18 protein-coding genes are annotated in these 19,007 nt (G+C 28.9%); 9 read left to right on the top strand and 9 right to left on the bottom strand.

Annotation, left to right across the window (positions count from 1 at the left end; translation table 11 throughout):
* The first annotated feature begins 1 nt into the window (after position 1).
* From LACAL_RS13210 to LACAL_RS13190, 5 genes are all read left to right on the top strand, one after another.
* Positions 2-706: an HAD family hydrolase gene (locus LACAL_RS13210; RefSeq protein ID WP_013871258.1), complete on the top strand. Its 705-nt coding sequence runs from the start codon at positions 2-4 to the stop codon at positions 704-706.
* A gap of 1 nt (position 707) precedes the next feature.
* On the top strand, positions 708-1,328 hold the full coding sequence (locus LACAL_RS13205; RefSeq protein ID WP_013871257.1) for a CatA-like O-acetyltransferase: 621 nt from the start codon (positions 708-710) through the stop codon (positions 1,326-1,328).
* 20 nt (positions 1,329-1,348) lie between these two features.
* Positions 1,349-2,431: an iron-containing alcohol dehydrogenase family protein gene (locus LACAL_RS13200; protein WP_013871256.1), complete on the top strand. Its 1,083-nt coding sequence runs from the start codon at positions 1,349-1,351 to the stop codon at positions 2,429-2,431.
* A gap of 1 nt (position 2,432) precedes the next feature.
* On the top strand, positions 2,433-2,981 hold the full coding sequence (locus LACAL_RS13195) for a 1-acyl-sn-glycerol-3-phosphate acyltransferase (RefSeq protein ID WP_013871255.1): 549 nt from the start codon (positions 2,433-2,435) through the stop codon (positions 2,979-2,981).
* A 513-nt stretch (positions 2,982-3,494) separates the two neighbouring features.
* On the top strand, positions 3,495-4,523 hold the full coding sequence (locus LACAL_RS13190; protein ID WP_013871254.1) for a hypothetical protein: 1,029 nt from the start codon (positions 3,495-3,497) through the stop codon (positions 4,521-4,523).
* Positions 4,524-4,592: 69 nt separating this feature from the next.
* Here LACAL_RS13190 and LACAL_RS13185 read toward each other — a convergent pair whose 3' ends face one another.
* A complete protein-coding gene (locus LACAL_RS13185) occupies positions 4,593-6,044 on the bottom strand; it encodes a hypothetical protein (RefSeq protein ID WP_013871253.1) in 1,452 nt (483 codons plus the stop codon).
* Between the two features lie 105 nt (positions 6,045-6,149).
* Here LACAL_RS13185 and LACAL_RS13180 point away from each other — a divergent pair, with 105 nt between their 5' ends.
* Positions 6,150-6,911 carry an MBL fold metallo-hydrolase gene (locus LACAL_RS13180; RefSeq protein ID WP_041301544.1) on the top strand — a complete coding sequence of 254 codons (762 nt, stop codon included), beginning with the start codon at positions 6,150-6,152 and terminating at the stop codon, positions 6,909-6,911.
* A gap of 121 nt (positions 6,912-7,032) precedes the next feature.
* On the top strand, positions 7,033-7,473 hold the full coding sequence (locus LACAL_RS13175) for a hydrolase (protein ID WP_237700992.1): 441 nt from the start codon (positions 7,033-7,035) through the stop codon (positions 7,471-7,473).
* 6 nt (positions 7,474-7,479) lie between these two features.
* Here LACAL_RS13175 and LACAL_RS13170 read toward each other — a convergent pair whose 3' ends face one another.
* The 5 genes from LACAL_RS13170 to LACAL_RS13150 are packed head-to-tail and all read right to left on the bottom strand — an operon-like array spanning position 7,480 to position 12,695.
* Positions 7,480-8,127, bottom strand: a complete 648-nt coding sequence (locus tag LACAL_RS13170) for an alpha/beta hydrolase (protein WP_013871250.1) — start codon at positions 8,125-8,127, stop codon at positions 7,480-7,482.
* 2 nt (positions 8,128-8,129) lie between these two features.
* Positions 8,130-8,459, bottom strand: a complete 330-nt coding sequence (locus LACAL_RS13165) for a DUF4870 domain-containing protein (RefSeq protein WP_013871249.1) — start codon at positions 8,457-8,459, stop codon at positions 8,130-8,132.
* Entirely contained in the window at positions 8,459-9,712 is a 1,254-nt protein-coding gene (locus LACAL_RS13160; protein ID WP_013871248.1) for a dihydroorotase family protein, read from the bottom strand. The genes LACAL_RS13165 and LACAL_RS13160 overlap by 1 nt, the downstream gene beginning before the upstream one ends.
* Entirely contained in the window at positions 9,709-11,655 is a 1,947-nt protein-coding gene (locus LACAL_RS13155) for a BatA domain-containing protein (protein WP_237700991.1), read from the bottom strand. Before LACAL_RS13155 ends, LACAL_RS13160 begins: the two co-directional genes overlap by 4 nt.
* A 32-nt stretch (positions 11,656-11,687) precedes the next feature.
* Positions 11,688-12,695, bottom strand: coding sequence for a glycosyltransferase family 2 protein (locus LACAL_RS13150; RefSeq protein WP_041301543.1), 1,008 nt, complete (start codon positions 12,693-12,695; stop codon positions 11,688-11,690).
* Positions 12,696-12,824: 129 nt separating this feature from the next.
* Here LACAL_RS13150 and LACAL_RS13145 point away from each other — a divergent pair, with 129 nt between their 5' ends.
* Positions 12,825-14,732, top strand: a complete 1,908-nt coding sequence (locus LACAL_RS13145) for a peptidase M61 (protein WP_013871245.1) — start codon at positions 12,825-12,827, stop codon at positions 14,730-14,732.
* Between the two features lie 109 nt (positions 14,733-14,841).
* Positions 14,842-15,156: a DUF6799 domain-containing protein gene (locus tag LACAL_RS13140; protein ID WP_013871244.1), complete on the top strand. Its 315-nt coding sequence runs from the start codon at positions 14,842-14,844 to the stop codon at positions 15,154-15,156.
* Positions 15,157-15,224: 68 nt separating this feature from the next.
* Here LACAL_RS13140 and LACAL_RS13135 read toward each other — a convergent pair whose 3' ends face one another.
* The 3 genes from LACAL_RS13135 to LACAL_RS13125 all read right to left on the bottom strand — a co-directional run bounded on the left by LACAL_RS13135 (position 15,225) and on the right by LACAL_RS13125 (position 18,997).
* Positions 15,225-16,427, bottom strand: a complete 1,203-nt coding sequence (locus tag LACAL_RS13135; RefSeq protein WP_013871243.1) for an ATP-binding protein — start codon at positions 16,425-16,427, stop codon at positions 15,225-15,227.
* Between the two features lie 112 nt (positions 16,428-16,539).
* Positions 16,540-17,304: a TIGR02757 family protein gene (locus tag LACAL_RS13130; RefSeq protein ID WP_013871242.1), complete on the bottom strand. Its 765-nt coding sequence runs from the start codon at positions 17,302-17,304 to the stop codon at positions 16,540-16,542.
* Positions 17,297-18,997, bottom strand: a complete 1,701-nt coding sequence (locus LACAL_RS13125; RefSeq protein ID WP_013871241.1) for a hypothetical protein — start codon at positions 18,995-18,997, stop codon at positions 17,297-17,299. The genes LACAL_RS13130 and LACAL_RS13125 overlap by 8 nt, the downstream gene beginning before the upstream one ends.
* Between the last annotated feature and the right edge of the window lie 10 nt (positions 18,998-19,007).

Below are 19,007 nucleotides of genomic sequence, written 5' to 3'. Positions count from 1 at the left end.
TTTGAAAAAAGAATACAATAATATAAAAGTTATAGGCTTTGATGCCGATGATACACTTTGGGTAAACGAAACCTATTTTCGTGAGGCCGAAGCAGAATTTGCCAAACTTTTAAGCCAATTTGAAACGCCAAATAAAATAGACCAAGAGTTATTTAAAATGGAAATTAAAAACTTACCTGTATACGGTTATGGTGTTAAAGGTTTTGTGTTATCTATGGTTGAAATGGCTCTAGAACTTTCTAATTATACAGTTTCAAATAAAACAATAGAAAAGATTCTTGACATTGGTAAAGAGATGATTAATAAACCTGTAGAATTGTTACCAAATGTAGAGCAGGTATTAAAAACATTATCTCAAGACTATAAATTAATTGTAGCTACAAAAGGCGATTTGTTAGACCAAGAACGCAAATTAGAAAAATCTGGATTATTGCAATATTTTCATCATATAGAAGTATTAAGCGATAAAAAAGAAACTAATTATACAAAACTATTAAAACATTTAGAAATAAAACCAAAATCATTTTTAATGGTTGGTAACTCTTTAAAATCTGATGTTTTGCCATTAACAAGAATAGGAGCAAAGGCAATACATATTCCGTTTCACACCACTTGGGCACATGAGGAAGTAGAAACATCTACCAACAATGAAACCGAATATAAAACCTTATCAAATTTAAACGAATTAATTTCTTTGCTTAATTAATATGCGAGAAATAGTATTAAATACATGGAATAGAAAACAGCACTTTGAGCATTTTAAAACGCTTAAAGATCCATATTTTGCAATAACATTTCCATTAAATGTAACAGCAACGTATAAATTTTCAAAAGAAAATAAATTATCTTTTTTTGGTGTGTATTTACATGATTGTATGAAAGCAATAAATAGTACCGAAAATTTAAGGTATAGAATTGTAAATGAAAAAGTTATAGATTTTGAAACTATAAATGCATCTGCAACAATTATGAGAGCAGATAAAACCTTTGGTTTTTCATTTATAGAATTTAATGAAAATTTAAACTTATTTTTGAAAAATTTAGAATGCGAAAAACAACGAATTATTAATTCAAAAGATTTGTTTCCGCCTAAAAACGGTTTAGATTGTGTTCATGCTTCGGCAATGCCTTGGCTTCATTTTTCGGGACATAAAGAACCTGTATCTGGAATAGAAGAATCTGTACCAAAACTAGCTTTTTCTAAAGTATTAGAAGAAAATGGAATTTATAAAATGAATGTTTCAATAAATGTAAATCATGCTTTGGTAGATGGTTACCATTTGGCAATGTTTGCAGAAACATTTCAGAATAATTTAAATAATAAATAGAATATTAAAGACGCAAGTCAATGAGTTATAAAAATTTTCCAATGGTGTCCAAAGTAATTTTTGGACGTGGTAGTTTTAATCAATTAGAAGATATTTTATCACCTAAACGCTTAAATGCTACTGCACCATTTATATTTTTTGTGGATGATGTGTTTAAAGGTAATGCATGGCTAACATCTAGAATACCTTTGTCTTACGATGATAAGGTAATTTATGTATCTGCAGAGCAAGAACCTAAAACATCGCAAATAGATAGTTTAGTTGAAGATATTATAGTAAAATATAAAGAGTTACCATCTGGAATAATTGGTATTGGTGGTGGTACAGTTTTAGATATTGCCAAAGCAGTATCAATAATGTTAACTAATAACGGTGAATCTAAAGATTATCAAGGTTGGGATTTAGTAAAAAATCCTGCCGTATACCACGTTGGTATTCCTACCATTTCTGGTACAGGAGCAGAAGTATCTAGAACAACTATTCTAACAGGTCCCGAACGTAAGTTAGGAATAAATAGTGATTATACACCTTTTGATCAAGTAGTATTAGACCCAGAATTAACAAAAGATGTACCTAAAGATCAATGGTTTTACACCGGTATGGATTGTTATGTACATTGTATAGAATCTTTAAACGGGACATATTTAAATGCTTTTAGTAAATCTTATGGTGAGAAAGCATATTCTTTATGTAAAGAAATATTTTTAGAAGATACCTTAACTGCCGAAGAGTCGCAAGATAAATTAATGATGGCCAGTTGGCACGGTGGTATGAGTATTGCTTATTCTCAAGTTGGAGTAGCACATGCATTAAGTTATGGGTTAGGTTATTTATTAGGCATTAAACATGGTATAGGAAACTGCATCGTTTTTGATCACTTAGAAGAATATTACCCAAAAGGTGTTGCTCTTTTTAAGCAAATGAAAGAGAAACACAACATACAATTACCACAAGGTATTTGCGCAAAACTATCAGACAAAGAATTTGATACCATGATAGATGTTGCTTTAAGCCTAGAACCTTTATGGGAAAATGCTATTGGTAAAAATTGGAAAAAAACAATTACTCGCGATACTTTAAGAGCATTATATCAAAAAATGTAATATGCGAAGTCTAGCAAAATTTATTTATTTTAAACTACTTGGATGGAAAGTGGTTGGTAACACAACCATGTCTAAAAATGAGATTAAAAAAGCTGTAATTATTGCAGCACCACATACAAGTTGGCATGATTTCTATATTGGTGTTTTATTACGAAAAGTAATAAATATTAAAACAAATTTTGTTGGAAAAAAAGAACTGTTTACTTGGCCATTTGGCTACTATTTTAAAGCAGTTGGAGGCGTACCTTTAAACCGAAGTAAAAATGAAAATAAGGTTCAAGCTATAGCCAAGGTTTTTAAAAAGAACGAAGAGTTTAGAATCACTTTTGCACCAGAAGGTACTAGAAAAAAGGTAGATAAATGGCGAACTGGTTTTTACTATATCGCAAAGGAAGCTAATGTGCCAATTATAATGTTTACTCTTGATTTTAAAAATAAACAAAATGTAATATCTCAACCATTTTATCCTACAGATGATATGGAAGCAGACTTTAAATTTATGTATTCATTTTACCAAGATGTAGTTGGTAAAATAGAGAAATACTCCTAGTAAATAACTGTTATTTAGTTAGTTGTGTTTATTTTTATTTCAATTTATTAGAAAAATTAAAAAAAAATTTATATTTTGGCATTGTAATTGTTTATTACAATTGTGTAGTAATTGGTAATGAAACATAAAGTAAACTTCTTAGTCCCTAAAAAGAAACATTAATCTACTACTTAATCATAAATCGGCTTTATAAAAATAAAGCCGATTTATTTTTTTTGTGCTTTTTTCTTACAAATATTTTCTTAATTAAATCCTAAAATTAATAAATAGAGAAATTTCTTAATTTTTTATTTTTCGTTATAATCATATAATATTTAACGTTTAAACGGTTGTTTTAAAGTGTTTTATTAACAATAATTAGTGTTTAACATAAATTAAGATGTAAACTGTTTTTTTGTTAAAAAACGGTTAAATAATCGATAGAGCAAAACCTCAGGTTAGATGCTTACGTAGATTTAATTAGAAGTTTAAGCAGGAGTTTAAACACATAATACGAATCTAAAAATAACAAAAATGAAAAAACAAATTAAAACATTAAGTCTTATAGCATTATCTATAATTACTTTTAACTCTTGTAGTGATGATGATGATAATAATAATATTGAAATACCAGTAGATACGCAGAGTACACGATTATATACATCTAACAATGCAGATGGTAACATAACGTATTATGATGTAACAAATTTATCTAACGTAAGTGCTACAACTTTAGTTACGGCAAGTGTTGCTGCAGATGGTATTTATTATGATGCTTCTACAGATGCAGCTATACAAGCTTCACGTTCTGGTTTAGCTTTAGAAGGTTTTACAGATATTAGCGATGTTGCTACAGGTACAACTGTAACTAGTGATATTACAGGTACTGCAGATATGGTTAGCCCGAGAGAAGTTGCTGTAAACGGAAACTTTTATGTAGTTGCAGATAATGCAGATGTTGATGGAGATGATACAACAGCAGATGGACGTTTATATATCTATGAAAGATCAAACGGAACATTTACTTTAAGAAATACAATTACTACAGACTTTAAACTTTGGGGAATTACTTTTAACGGAAACGATTTATTTGCCGTAGTTGATACTACTAACCAATTAGCAGTTTATACAGATTTCTTATCTAACACAACAGATGCTACAGTTTCTGCAACTAAAACTATTGCAGTAGAAGGTATTGTTAGAACTCACGGTTTAACTTATGATGTGTCTTCTAATACAATGGTATTAACAGATATTGGATCTGCAGGAGATGCTACAGATGGTGGATTTCATGTAATTTCAGATTTCTTAACTAAATTTAATAATACAGCAGATGGAGATACTTTAGCGTTAACAAGTCAAGTTAGAGTTGCTGGAGCTTCTACAGTTTTAGGAAACCCAGTAGATGTTGCTTATGATGCAGAAACTGAAACAGTTTTTATTGCTGAAGCTGCAAACGGAACGATATTAGCATTTAATAATATTGGTACAGGTGGAGATATTGCTCCTGTTTTAAATAATGGATTAGCATCTGCTTCTGCCGTTTATTTATCTAAAGATTAATATTTATAATATTTCATCCATAAAAAAAGCCGCTATTTATAGCGGCTTTTTTTATGGATAATTTTAAATTTATTCTCTGTTTGGAATTTCTTCAGTCTCACAACCAAATAAACTTTTTTCCATTATTAGGTTAGAGACACCTTCTGGTAACATTTTTTGCCAACCATCTTCTCCTTTAGATATCATACTTAATACTTTTCTTGAAAATACATTTAATGTAGACGCATCATAATCTGTTATATCAACAACTTTACCATTATACTTAAAGAATTTGTAAAGTTCTTTCATTCTTGGGTGTACTTTTAAATCATTACTTGTAGTTAAAGAACCATCATCATTTTGCATTGGGTATAAATACACACGTAAATCTTTAAAGAATAATTTACCAAAAGCTTCAAGAATACCACCACTTAAGTGACGATAGTATTTCTCATCAAAAATATCTACAAGATTATTAACTCCCATTGCTAAGCCCATTCTAGCTTTAGAGTATTGAGAGAAGTATTCTACTAATTTATAGTATTCTTGGAAATTAGAAATAAGTACTGTTTGGCCTAAAGAGCATAATAACCTGGCACGATCCATAAAATCCTGCTCATCAATTTCACCTTCGGCTCTAAGGTTAGATAAAGTAATTTCAAAAATAACTTGTGTTTTTTCTTCGTCTACTTTACTTTCTTTTATAAACATATCCAAAGATTTCTGATACATGTCCATATTAACCTTTGTTACAGGTCTAAAACTACCACGCAGTGCTAAAATATTTTTCTTATATAATACTCTAGCAGGTAATACATTGTTACCATCTGGTGCAAACATAACGGCATCTGTCATACCATTTTTAACAAGTTGTAAACTCATTAAACGGTTATCTACATCTTCAAAAATAGGACCAGAGAAATTAATAGTATCAATTTCTAATTGGTCTTTATCTAAGTGGTCGTATAAGTAACGCAGTAATTTTCTTGGTTCATTATATTTATAAAAAGCACCATAAATTAAGTTAGTTCCTAATTTACCTAGAGTTTCTTGTTGTAAGCGAGCATCATTTTCTTTAAAACGAATGTGCAAAACAATTTCATTATAATCTTGCTCTGCATCTACTTGGTACTTAATACCAACCCAACCGTGTCCTTTATATTTTTTTGCAAAATCTATAGTTGCTACAGTGTTTGCATAACTAAAAAACATTTTATGAGGATGTTTATCTCTGGTAATACGTTGCTCGATTAAATTAATTTCATGATCAAGCATTTTGCGTAAACGTGCTTCTGTAACGTAACGTCTATCATCTTCAATACCATATATGGCATCACTAAAATCTTTATCGTAAGCAGACATTGCTTTTGCAATAGTTCCAGAGCCACCACCAGCTCTAAAAAATTGTCTTACAGTTTCTTGTCCTGCGCCAATTTCTGAAAAAGTACCATATATATTTTGATTTAAATTTATACGTAGTGCTTTATCTTTTATTGATGGAATACTTTCAATATTAGTATCTCCTTTTAGGGTAATTTCCATAGTAATAGCATTGATTTATCTTACAGACAAAGGTACCAAATAACTATACCAAACAAAAAAAATATCCTATTTTTGTGTGAGTATAAATTAATTATATATTCTCTTTTGAAAATCACATTTTTAGGTACAGGAACATCACAAGGTATACCCGTTATTGGTAGTACACATCCAGTATGTTTAAGTGACAACCCTAAAGATAAACGCTTACGTGTATCGGTATTAGTCTCATGGGATACCTATACTTTTGTTATAGATTGTGGCCCAGATTTTAGGCAGCAAATGCTTCGTGCTAACTGTAACAAAATAGATGGTGTTATTTTTACTCATGAGCATGCAGACCATACTGCTGGATTAGATGATATTAGACCTTTTTTCTTTCGTCAAGGCGATATAGATATTTATGCACATAAGCGTGTGTTAGGTGAACTGCAAAAGCGTTTTGCTTATATCTTTACCACTAAAGATAAATATCCTGGTGTACCAAATGTAATAGAACATGAAATAAAAAACACACCATTTAAATTAAAGAATATAAACATGATACCTATTGAAGGTTATCACCACAAGCTACAAGTTTTTGGTTACCGTTTTAAAGATTTTGCTTATTTAACAGATATGAAAACGATAGCTGAAAAGGAATTAGAAAAACTTTATAATTTAGATGTTTTAGTAATAAATGCATTGCGAGAAGAAGCTCATATTTCTCATTTTAATTTAGACGAAGCATTAAGTATTATTGATAGAGTGAAACCTAAAAAAGCATATTTAACTCATATAAGCCATTATTTAGGGTTTCATGACGAAGTAGAAAAAAAGCTTCCGGAAAATGTTTTTTTAGCTTATGATGAATTAACCTTAGAATTATAAAATTTAAAAATTATTTTCGCCAAATAAATAAAATCCAAAATTAAATTTACCTGTTGTTATGAAGAATCGCATTTTTATGTACTTATTTATTTTTTCGTTATTACTTATATTATTTCAATATATGAATTCGAAAAATATTTTTGATGATAGCAACCGAAAAGTCGCAAATAGCGAAAAACGAATTAAAAAATATCAAGATTCTATTTTAAAATTAAATGATGAAATTACAGATTTATCATACTTTAATTTTGATAGTAATGAAAAGTCTTATTTCTATTTTCAAGATCAAGGTTATGATGTTGATCAACTTTTAAAAGCGATAGAAGATGGTATTTATGCTCAAAATATTTTTGAAGGCGATCAACATCCATTAGTACCTTACGGTTCTAGTGAAGGTAACAGAATGCAAATAAATATTGTTCGCATTTTAAACCATAAATGGATTATTGCCGATTTTACAGATGGGCAATTTGAAGGTGAATTATTTATAACTTACGATATAAACGAAAAAGGCGAATTAAAATACAATGTTGCCAAATCGTTTTTATACCCAATAAATTAATTATTTTTAAAGTTTAGTTATAAGCCAATCTTTAAATTCGTAGAAGTTTTGTGGTGCAACACCATGACCAACAGGAAACTCTGAGTATTTATAATCTATATCTAAAGCTTCTAAAAATTTTGGAGACTGTCTTGCCCAATCTACAGGAATTACTTGATCTACACTACCATGTGAACAATAGAAGCTTAAATGCTTATAATTATCTTTAGATTTAATTTCAAATAAATCTGAATTTACATAACCACTTAAGGCAATAATATTTTTAATTTTTTCTGGGTAAGTTAATGCCACAGCATAACTTAAAATACTACCTTGACTAAATCCTAAAAGTGAAACATTATCTTTATTTACAGGATATTTAGCAATTACTTCGTCTATAAAACTAGCTATTAAATCTCTAGATTTTATAGCTTGTTCATTATCACTCCATTTACCTTTTTCTGCATCAAAATTTATGGCGTACCAAGCATTACCAAAAGGTTGCATTGGGTAAGGTGCACGTGCCGAAACAATAAAAAGTTCTTCGGGTAACTCTGTAGCAAAAGAAAACAAATCGTTTTCATCACTACCATAACCATGAAATAAAATTAATAAAGGCGCATTTTCTTTTAAAGAAGATTCGCGTACTACGTGTGTTAAAGAAAGTGTGCTCATTATTATCCTATGCTTGAAAATAGTTTTTGATAAAAAGGTCCTACTAATGGAACCTCGTTCATTTTTCCTGTAATAGCTCCAATTATACCGTAAATAAATAGTATACCAAATCCTACCCAAAAAGCAGTAGAAATCATCCAGCTATCAAAACTTCCAACAAAATATCCTAAAATCATATATGATAAGCAAAGCCCTAAACCTTGTCTTACATGAAATGAAGTAAATGGATTTTTTTTATCTTGATTCATTATTAAAGCTATTACTGAACCTATTATGGTTAAATAAGCAACTACACTTAGTGTTTTGCCTTCTTCTGCTGCATTTGTATTCATTATTGTAAAACTATTTTTTTATTTGCTATTACACCGTAAGCTTTTCCTTTTAACTTATGGTTTATAAATATGCTATTTTTAGATTTTGATATAATATTCTCTGTAGAAAAATTGTATGTATACGTTGGACTAAAAAGCGCTAAATCTGCTTTTTCTCCTTCAGTTATTATGTGAGTATTTACATTAAATGTTTGTTTACCATTGGTTAGTAATTGTATTGCCTTTTTAGTGGTTACAACTGTTTGTAAAGCTCCAAAAGCACTTTCTAATCCAATAGTTCCATAAGACGCATAATCAAACTCCATTTTTTTATTCTCTATGGTTTGTGGGTTATGATCACTTGTAACCATGTCTATTGTACCATCTTTTAAACCTTCTAAAAGTGCATTTACATCTTGTTGTGTTCTTAATGGTGGTAATACTTTGTATTTAGTTTCAAAATCGCTTAATTCATTATCTGTTAAACACAAATTATGTATTGCAACGCTACAAGTAACGTTTAATTTTTTCTGTTTTGCTTCACGAATTAAATTAACAGCTTCTAAGGTAGAAATTGTTGGTATGTGTAATTTCCCTCCAGTATATTCTAAAATATATAAATCACGTGCAATTTGTAAAGCTTCTGCTAAATTAGGATTTCCTTTTAAGCCTAGTCCAGTACTAGTAATATGTTCGTTCATTACTCCGTTTCCAGCTATTTTGTTTTCTTGTGGATAAGAACACACTAAGCCTTCAAAGTTACTAGCATACTGTAAAGCTATTTTTAAAAGGTTTGGATTTTTAATTGGTTTTTTATAATCTGAAAATGCTACTGCTCCAGCATTTTTCATGTCAAATAATTCTGCTAAATCAACGCCTTCACTTTTTATGGTTAATGCTCCAATAGGGTATAAGTTTACTGCATTATTTTGGGCTTTAGCTTTTAAAAACGAAATTGAAGCATTTGTATCTATAACTGGTAGTGTATTTGCTTGTAATGCTACACTTGTAAAGCCAGATTTTCCCGCAGTTTTAAGTCCGTTTTCTATGGTTTCTCTATCTTCAAAACCAGGCTCACCAAAACAAACACTACTATCAAACCAACCTTGAGATACATGTAGGTTTTCTAAAGTAATCTCTTTGTAATTATTTGTATTTTTTATGTTTTTGGCAATTTTAGAAATTATGCCTTTTTCAATTAAAATATCCTGAGTAGTATTATGGTGATTACTCTTTGCATCAATAATAGTTGCAGATTTTATAAGTACGTTCATTTAAAATATTTTAAGATGAGCATTTCGGTAATTAAAAGTAACAAGGCAAAAATAACAAACCATTTCCATAGCGCATTAATATTATTATCACTTTTTATGTTATTAAAGGTTTGTGAAATCGAGTTGCTAACCGTAACATTATCGTTATTAGAAAATTTTTGATAGTTTAAAACACTTTCGTCTCTAGAATAGTTATAGCTTACATTTTCAAGAATTTCGGTTTTATTTTTTATGGTATAAATTCCTGCTAATTCTGGCGTTTCGTTTGTTGTTATAGTTACTTTATTATTAAAATATTGTTGTTGTGGTATTATTTTATGTTCGCCTTTTTGTAACGTTAGTACAGCATCTTGCTGTAAGTTTGTAACAACGTCAAATTTATTTTCTTTACCAATTGTATAGTATAAGTTTGAGCGTTTTAAACTTTGTTGCGAAATGTTATAAAACGTAGGAACAACTAAGTTTATATTGGTAAAGTTACTATTCTTGGTATTTAAAGCTGCTGTAAAAAAGTAAAGTCCGTTATTTTCAGATAAAAAAGGTTTACCATCTTCATATTGTAATAGAGGAGAAGTCGTTACATTTTGTGCATAAAAGCTATTAACTTTAGGATATTGAAAATTACTTACTTTTTTTTCGAAAACACTATTAAATATAGGATGCGAATAGTTTATTGTAGTTAGTTTTTTCTCGGTAGTATTACTGCTGGAAATTTTACTTAAACCAAAGTTATTTAAAATAGTATTGTAAGATGCTAAATCAATAGTTGTTGCTGGAGGTATTACTACTACTATGCCACCATTATTTGTAAACGATTTTAATGCTGTATTTAATGCTCCTGGTATTTGTTCTAATTCGTTTAAAACAATAAGGTTTTGCTTGCTTATATCGCTATAGTTTAAAGTATTAAATGTTGTAGACGTATAATTAAATTCTGGAGCGGTATAAATACGTTTTAAAAACGAATCATTGGTTTGGTTAACTGTTAATACATTAAGCTTTGTACTGCGATTTATATTAAAATATAGCGTATTATCAAACTGAAGATTTGTATCGTCTATACTAACTTGACCATTTATTATTTGGTTATTTGGTAAGGTAAAAACAGCAGTAGCTTTATCTGTAATAGTTACAGCGCTTTTTGTTAGTAGATTTTGATTATTAAAAAGAGAAACAGGAAGGTTTTCTATAGTATTGCCGTTGTTTTTTATTACCGCAGTAAGCTCTAAATTACTAGCGTTTTGTTTAGAAATGTATAAGCTATCTACAGAGACATTAGTCGTGTTTACTGGTTGTAATTGTACTAAATTTAGGTTTATATCTAAATTATCATTTAAGTTTAAGTTTTGATTTTTTTGCTGAAAATCACTAATAAACAAGAGGTTTTTAATTGTGTTTTCGTTTTTAGTAAAGTATTTTTTACTTTTTAAAAGCGCAGCATCGTAGCTTAATTGGTTAGAGGAGTAATTTAAACTTAATAAATCATTAGTAATTGCTTTAATGGTAGTGTTTCTAAACGCATCATTATTTGTTATAATAGATAGTGTTTCTGTCTCACCAACATTTTCTATAATATCATTTACTGCACGTTTTAATAATTCACCTTTATCTCCTTTAGCTTGCATACTGTAAGAATTATCTAGGTAAATTACAGTTTCGGTTTTTGCATTAAAAGTTTTGTTTTTAGAAATATACGGCTGTGCAAACGCAAAAATAATTGCGGCAAGTAGTAACATTCTTAAACATAAAACTAACCATTTTTTAATTTGTGAACTTTTTCTAGTTTGTAAAGTAACTTTCTTTAAAAAGGCAACATTAGTAAACGATTCCTTTTGAAATTTACGTAATTGAAATAAATGAATTAAAACAGGAATTAGCAGTAAGAATAGTGCGTAAAGAAGTTCTGGGTTTTTAAACTGCATTGCTAATTTTGAATTAGACAAATATAAAAACTTAAACTTAATTATTACTTGCTTTAACAAAAGAAAAAATAATCATGCATAGAAATTTTATTATGCGCATGTAAGTAAGTTTTAATAGTGTCTTGTTCTATACTGTTAGCAACACTTACAATAATTTGTGGATTAGTTAATGTAGCTATGTGTTGAAACGGTTTCATTTCAACATTGTATATATGTTTTCCTATTTTTTTATGGTTATCACAAACCCAATAAAAAGGAATATTGTTTTCCTGTAATTTTTTTGCAATACTTTTTCCTTTTTTTCCTGCACCCCAAATAACTAAAGGCTTTTTGTTGTTATAATTTAATTTTAAAAAGTAGTGTGTTTTTATATCTATAAAGCTATTCTCGGCATAATTAGCATCGGTTCTAGAAGCTCGAGTACCATAATCTCTCCAATAATGAAGTATTTTGTTACTTGGTATTATTTTGTAATTAGCTTGGTAACATCTAAAAGTTAAATCATAATCTTCGGGATAGCGATTTGTATTAAAAGCATTAATAGCTTCTAAATCTTCACGATGTAACATCCAACAAGGTGATGGTATAACACATTCTTTATAAATTTCATTATAGTTATTACCATTTTTGGTAAGCATATTAAGCCATTGTTCGTATTTTTTATAGCCATCACTAATGCCTTTAGCAGAAAAATAACTTACCAATCCTGTCGCTATATGGTTTTTTCCGTTTGTAATTAAATTATTATGAAGCGTTTTTAGCTTGTCTTCATCCATTATATCATCACTATCCATTCTAGTAATAAATTCACCTTTACTATGTTTAAAAGCAAGGTTTAATGCATCTATAATGCCAGAACCATTGTTTTTTAGTAAGGTAATATTGCTATGTTTTTCCGCGAAAGCGTTAACAATATTGTAGCTATTATCTGTAGAACTATCGTCAATAATTATTAATTCCCAATCATTATAAGTTTGGTTAATAATAGACTGTAAACACTCGCCAATATAATCTTGTGTGTTTTTAAAAGGAATGAGAATACTAATTAACGCTTGTTTCATTGCTGCAATATAGCATGAATTAAATGTCGTGAAAATACTAATTAACATAATTTTTAAATAAAATTATGTAACAAGATATATTTTTGAGCGTCTTAAAAGCATTAAGATTTTTAACAAAACACTTTAATAATGAAAAACCAATTTTTTACCGTTGCATTTGCAGGTTTGCTTTTAGTAGGTTGTAATTCTACTAAAAACGCAAGTAGCAAATCTAACAGCGATTTAGCAACCTTAAATCCAATTGAAACTACTTTAGACTTAACAAAAGTTGTAGATGATAAAGCGCCAGTAGTTATCAATCCTGGTCGTTTTACAACGCCAACAGTAACTTATAGACTGCCTAGAGTTGTACAAGGTACTTATTCTGTTAGTGATTTTGGAAAATACATAGAAAACTTCCAAGCTATAGATTATAACGGTAATGCTTTAGAGGTAACAAAATTAGACACAAACACGTGGACTATTGCGAATGCTTCAAACTTAGATAAAATAATGTACAATGTTAACGATACCTTTGATATGGAAGCAAATGGTGGTGGCATTGGTGGTGAAGTACCATTTTCTCCAGCAGGAACTAACATTGAAGATACAAACTATGTACTTAACTTACATGGGTTTATTGGCTATTTTGATTCTTTAAAAAATGCACAATATAAATTAGATGTTACAGCTCCAAAAACAATGGCAAGAACATCTGCATTACAAGAAACAGGTACAAAAATGAGTGATGATGGTTTAGCAATGACCTCAAGTTATTTTGCTCCAAGATATTTTGATATTACAGATAACCCAATGTTTTATGGTAATTTGGATGTTGAAGAATTTCAGGTTGGCGATATTAAAATTGTATTAAGTGTGTATTCTCCAAACAATGTGCATAGTGCAGCAAAAGTAAAAGCAACTATGGAGAAAATGATGCAAGCACAAAAAACATATTTAGGAGATGTAAACAGCACACCTAGGTATGATATATATTTATATTTATCTGAAGGTAAAGCCGAATCTCCTAAAGGTTTTGGTGCTTTAGAACACCACACATCTACGGTTGTAGTTTTACCAGAGTCTATGCCAGATGAAGCTTTAGCAGAAAGTATGATTGATGTTGTTTCGCATGAGTTTTTTCACATTGTAACACCATTAAGTGTACACTCTGAAGATGTACATTATTTTGATTATAACGAACCAACATTTTCTAAGCATTTATGGATGTATGAAGGTGTAACAGAATATTTTGCAACACTTTTTCAAGTAGATCAAGATTTAGTTACAGAGCAAGAATTTTATAATAAAATAATGGGTAAAATTAAATCTGCATCAAATTACAATGATGCCATGAGTTTTACTACAATGAGTGAAAATATTCTTGATGAGCCTTACGCAGGACAATATATAAATGTATACTCAAAAGGAGCATTAATTGGTATGTGTATAGATATTTTAATGCGTGAAGAGAGCAACGGTAACCGTGGTATTTTATCTTTAATGAAAGAATTATCTCTTAAATACGGAAAAAATAAACCGTTTGAAGATGATAACTTAATTAGTGAAATCACGGCAATGACGTATCCTAGCATTGGCTCATTTTTACAAAAACATGTTGTAGATGGAACACCAATTAACTATAACGATTTTTTTGCTAAAGTAGGTTTAAAAATGACTGAAGGCAAAGTAAAAACAAACTACATACAAAATGATGGTGTTTTAATTTTTGCGCCAAATATAGCTAACGGAACAATTCCTTTTTCTGAAGCAGTAAAAGACAATAGTTTTTGGGCAGAAAATGGTGTATTACCAGGAGATGTAATAAAAACAATAGATGGCGAAAAATTAACTTTAAGTAATGCAAACCAATTACTTTCTGCTGCTTATTTATGGAAACCAGGTAGAGAAGTAGATGTACGTTTAGATAGAAATGGAGAAGAAATTGTAGTTAAAACTACTTTAACACAATCTTATACAACAGGTTCTAATTTAGAAGTAGACCCAAACGCAACAGCTAAACAAAACGAATTAAGACAAGCTTGGTTAAAAGGCTAGTAATTAGTATTTAAAGCTTGGCATAGTAATTGAATAAATTGCTTTAAAGCATAATTTTGAGTATCTTTAAATACTTAAAAATGCAAGTTTTAACCTTAAATAATAAAAAATGAAGAAGTTAATTTTAATGAGTTTTGTTTTCTTAATGAGTATAGCAACAGCTATTGCACAAGAGAAACCTGTAGATAGTGATTATGTGATTTTGCTTAATGATAAAGTGTTTCATTACACATTTGAAGGTGTTAAACCTTTAAAAGAAGATTTAAAGCTAAAAAATGGTACTGTAGTTAAACCTAATGGTACTTATATTTTAGACGATAAATCTATGAAATTATCTGATGGAGAATGCTTAGGGATGAGCGGAAAGAAATACAAATCACAAGCAGATTTAAATAAAAAGCTTAAAAAGAAAATGAAGCGATAACTTACTTCGAAATTAAATATAAAAAAGACCAGCATGTTTATGCTGGTCTTTTTTTATACATATGTTTATTACTGTTCTATAAGAATTGAAAACTCAAAAGTTGTACTTTCTCCTTCTATTGAAGATACAGAAATAGTACCACCTAAAGATTGTACAATATTTCTAACTGTAGATAAGCCAATACCATGACCTTTATTACCATTACGATCTACATTACCAATAGTAGAGAATAAATTAAATATCTCTTTTTGTTTTTCTTTTGGAATACCAATACCATTGTCTTTAACTGTAAAAAAGTAGTGGTCATCTTGTTTTTTACAATCTATATCAATTATAATTTCTTCTTTATCATTATACTTTAAGCTGTTTCCTATTAAATTTAAAAATACTTGTTCTAAAGCAGCTCTATTACAATAAAGTTCTTCGTTTTTATCTGGAAAATTAATTTCACAGTTTAAATTTATATTTAAAAGATCTACTATTTCTTCTAATAAATGATGTAAATCAAAACTCTCGGTTTCATTATCTATTTTATCACTTTCATAATGCTCTAATAAACCAGTAATATATTTACTAAGGTTTAGTGATGCACTTTTTAAATAGTTTAAATATTCTAAACCTTTTTCATCTAACTTTTTGCCGTATTTAACTTTAATAATATCAGACGTAACAATTAAGTTAGCTAAAGGCATTTTCATATCATGAGAAACAGTACCTGCAAAAGATTTTAATTCTTCATTTCTTTCTTTTAAAACAGCTTTGGTTTCTATTAATTCTTTGTTTTGCTTTCTTAATTCAAAAAGATTTACAACTTGATTAGATAAAGCAATTAAAGCGTCACGCTGGATTTTAGATATTTTTCTAGGCTTAGTGTCAAATACACAAAGAGTTCCTAATTTAAAACCATCTTTATTTACTAATGGCGCACCGGCATAAAAGATAGCGTTATGATCTTTTACTAATGGATTGTTTTGAAACCTAATGTCTTTTCGGGAATCTTCAACAACAAATATATCATCATCTGTTAAAATAGCATGACCGCAAAAAGAGATATCTCTAGGAGAATCGTTAAATGGTACACCATAATGTGATTTTAAAAAATTTCTGTCGGCGTCTAATAAAGTAACTAATGCTATAGGTACATTAAAAAGAGAAGCTATTAATGCTGTAATTGTATCAAAGTCACTTTCTGGAAGTGTATCTAACAAATTATAACTTTTTACAGCTCTTAATCTGGCTGCTTCATTTTCAGGAATTGAAGGACTTATCACATTTTCGAATTTAGACTAAATGTAAAGATAGTATTAAAATACTTACATCATCCTTTTTTTCTTTTATAAGTTGAAAATTTTAAGGTATTGAGCCTTTAATACATTTTGATTTTTAAAAACCTTCAAAAACACCTAATCCAAAAAGCGCAAAGTCGTATTTAACTGGATCATTTTCATCTAATTTTCTAAGCGATTGGTCAAGTTCTTCTAATGCTTTAGCATCGTTCTGTTTACGCTTTAAAAGCCCAAGTTTTCTTGCTACATTACCAGAATGCACATCTAACGGACAGGATAATATACTTGGTGATATACTTTGCCAAATACCAAAATCTACACCTGTTTTATCTTGCCTAACCATCCAGCGTAAAAACATGTTTATGCGTTTTGCTGCAGATTTTTTTAAAGGATCACTAACATGTTTTTCGGTTCTTTTTAAATGTTCTATTTCAAAAAAAATAGTTTTAAATTCATGTATTGCAGGTTGTATAGAGTGCTTATTTACGTGATTAAAAAATACAGCTTCTAAACCATTGTGATTATTGTATATATGTTGTAGACCTTTAATAAACGTTATAAAGTCTATACCATTAAATGTACGATGTACAAAGCTTTCTAATTGTTCTAAATCTTTTTCTTCATGATTAATTACAAAGTCAAAAGGTGCATTGTCTAATAATTGCATCATTTTATTAGCATTGTTAATTATGCTTTTACGGTTTCCCCAAGCTATAGTCGCACTTAAAAAGCCTGCAATTTCAATATCTTCTTTTTTACTAAATTTATGTGGAATTTGAATTGGATCGCTATCAATAAAATCAAGCCTGTTATATTGCTCAACTTTAGCATCTAAAAACTCTTTTAATTCTTTTTTAGTCATTTATTATTTTTTTAGAATAAAAACCATCTTTTAAATCTTCGCTATACTGCTGCGGTATACTATTAAAATTATTTTTGAAGTATTCAAGTTGAACTTTGTTTAAAGCAGGTAATGGCAACTCACCAGTAGCCCAGAAAAAATCTATAAATAACGGTGAATTTATTGTAGTATTTTGAATTTTAATAACCTCAAAATCCATGCTGTATTTCGAGTTTTTATATGGTTTTACTATATTTTTAAATGAAAATGAATTGGTAGTATTATGCGCTTGTGTATTTGTTAAAGCTGAAACATTTAAATTAAAAAATGTAGCTATTATAATGGTAATTAAACTAATAGATAATACTACAGTTATTAAATGTTTATGTTTGATTATAAATGAAAATATAATGAGAGAAAATAGTACTAAATACTGAAAGAAAAAACGATACTGTGGTACAGTAAACAATAAAATAGTGAAAGATAAAAAACCTAAAGCATATATTGTAAGTAGAGGTTTTTTATCTTTTAATTTTAAAATAAACAGTGGCGTAATTAATAATAAAATTAGCATTGAAGCATTAAAAACACCATCTACTAAAGAGTAACTTAACCAACTTTTAAAGCGATTTAAATATGAAAACATTTTATAGCTTTCTACATCTAGACCATAACTAGCTGCGGTTTCATATTGAGAAAAATAGGTGTTTATATTATGTGGTAAACTCCAACTTGCTTTCAAAAAATCTAAATGTAATGGGTAAAATGGATTACCTGTAATAATTGTATTTTTTATTATAAATAAAGCTAATGTAACAATACCAAACCCAGCTAAAATTTTATTGTCTTTTCTAGTGTAATTATAAAAGCGGAAGTAGAGTACAAGCGCAAGAATAAAAAACATCAAGCCTGTTAGCTTAATTAAAGTTGCAAATATTGAAAGTAAAAATACAGCAAAAAATGAATAGATATTATATGTTTTGTAGCAACATGTAAACTCATAAAAAATAATGAGACCTAAACAGTAGATTGCAATATCTGGTGATGGAGCAGAAACAAACTGAAATAAAAACACATTAAAAATAGGAAATAAACCTATAATTAAATCCAATTTATTTTTACTTGAGTCTATAACAAAATTGTTTAGTTTTTCTATGGCATAAAAATTTGCTAAAAATAAACAGAAACCACTCAAATCGTTTAAATTACTATTTAAAAACTCAAAATTGTAACCACTTTGTAGAATATGCCATCCAGAAGTTTGCCCTAAAAATAGATGTAAATTTGTTAATCCTTTTGTAAAACCAAATTGGTTTAACCATTTAATGGTTTGAATATAATAGGTTTCGTTATCAAGTAAAAATGGTGCTGATGCGCATTTAGCTAAAATTACAAATAACAGAAAAATTATAAACCCTTTAAAAAAGGATGTTAATTGAAGAAACGATGTTTTAAGTTGCTTGAGTTTATAGTATACATCTGTTTTGTTTTTTAAATATAGTAGTAAACTTATTACGAAAAATACAATATAAAAAAACGTGTTTACAGCATTAAAAATAGACCAAAAACCAATGTAAAGAGTTACTGTAAAGCAACCAATAAATACTGCGATTATAGTATCTATAGCTTGTATTCTAAATAATTTTGCTGTAGCAACTCCAAATACAAGAGTTGTAGCAAAAATATAAATCCAAGAAAGTAAAATTAAAAGCATTAATGCGATT

The sequence above is a fragment of the Lacinutrix sp. 5H-3-7-4 genome (genome assembly GCF_000211855.2).
Taxonomy (GTDB): Bacteria; Bacteroidota; Bacteroidia; order Flavobacteriales; family Flavobacteriaceae; genus Lacinutrix.
Note: the sequence above shows the minus strand (reverse complement) of the source record. Positions and strands in the feature narration are given on the sequence as shown.